The organism is Pseudoflavonifractor sp. 60, assembly GCF_009911645.1.
Taxonomy (GTDB): Bacteria; Bacillota; Clostridia; order Oscillospirales; family Oscillospiraceae; genus Lawsonibacter.
Genome location: NZ_QWKI01000193.1, coordinates 1 through 419 on the forward strand (window position 1 = coordinate 1; position 419 = coordinate 419).

A 419-nucleotide genomic window follows, 5' to 3' on the forward strand; every position below is an offset into this window, starting at 1 on the left:
GAGCACGGGAGAAAATGGAACGCCTTAAAAAGCTGCTGAACGGAAAGGAGATTTGCCTATGACCGACACGCCCAAGAAAAGCACCGCCACCACCGCCCGCCGCCCGGATTGCGTGACCGAGGTACGCCGGGGCAACACCGTCCTTGTGGTTTCCGGCTATTTCAAACAAGGAACTACCGCCACCGCCGCCGACAAGATGATGAAAGTGCTGGAAGCGGAAAGCGCAGCCGGGCACAAGCCGATTTACAGCGCATGACAACCCGCAGATAAAAACCGTCATTTTGACGGGCGGTAAAGAAGCAAAAAAGACTGTACAGCCAGCCCCGCCCTATGGTATAATAGACCTACGGAATAGTGGGGCTGGCTGTCGGAAATGGAGGAAACCATGACAAGACAGACCACCCAAAAACTGATTACCG

The 419-nt window shown here is 54.7% G+C and carries 1 protein-coding gene; it reads left to right on the forward strand.

What is annotated here, in order from left to right; translation table 11 throughout:
• Positions 1 to 58 precede the first annotated feature (58 nt).
• Positions 59 to 256, forward strand: coding sequence for a transposon-encoded TnpW family protein (locus tag D1646_RS18970; protein ID WP_120423003.1), 198 nt, complete (start codon positions 59 to 61; stop codon positions 254 to 256).
• Positions 257 to 419: the final 163 nt, after the last annotated feature.

What these genes read in the sequence shown, in the direction of transcription:
- D1646_RS18970 (WP_120423003.1), top strand. Translation starts at nt 59, where the DNA reads ATGACCGACACGCCCAAGAAAAGCACCGCCACCACCGCCCGCCGCCCG.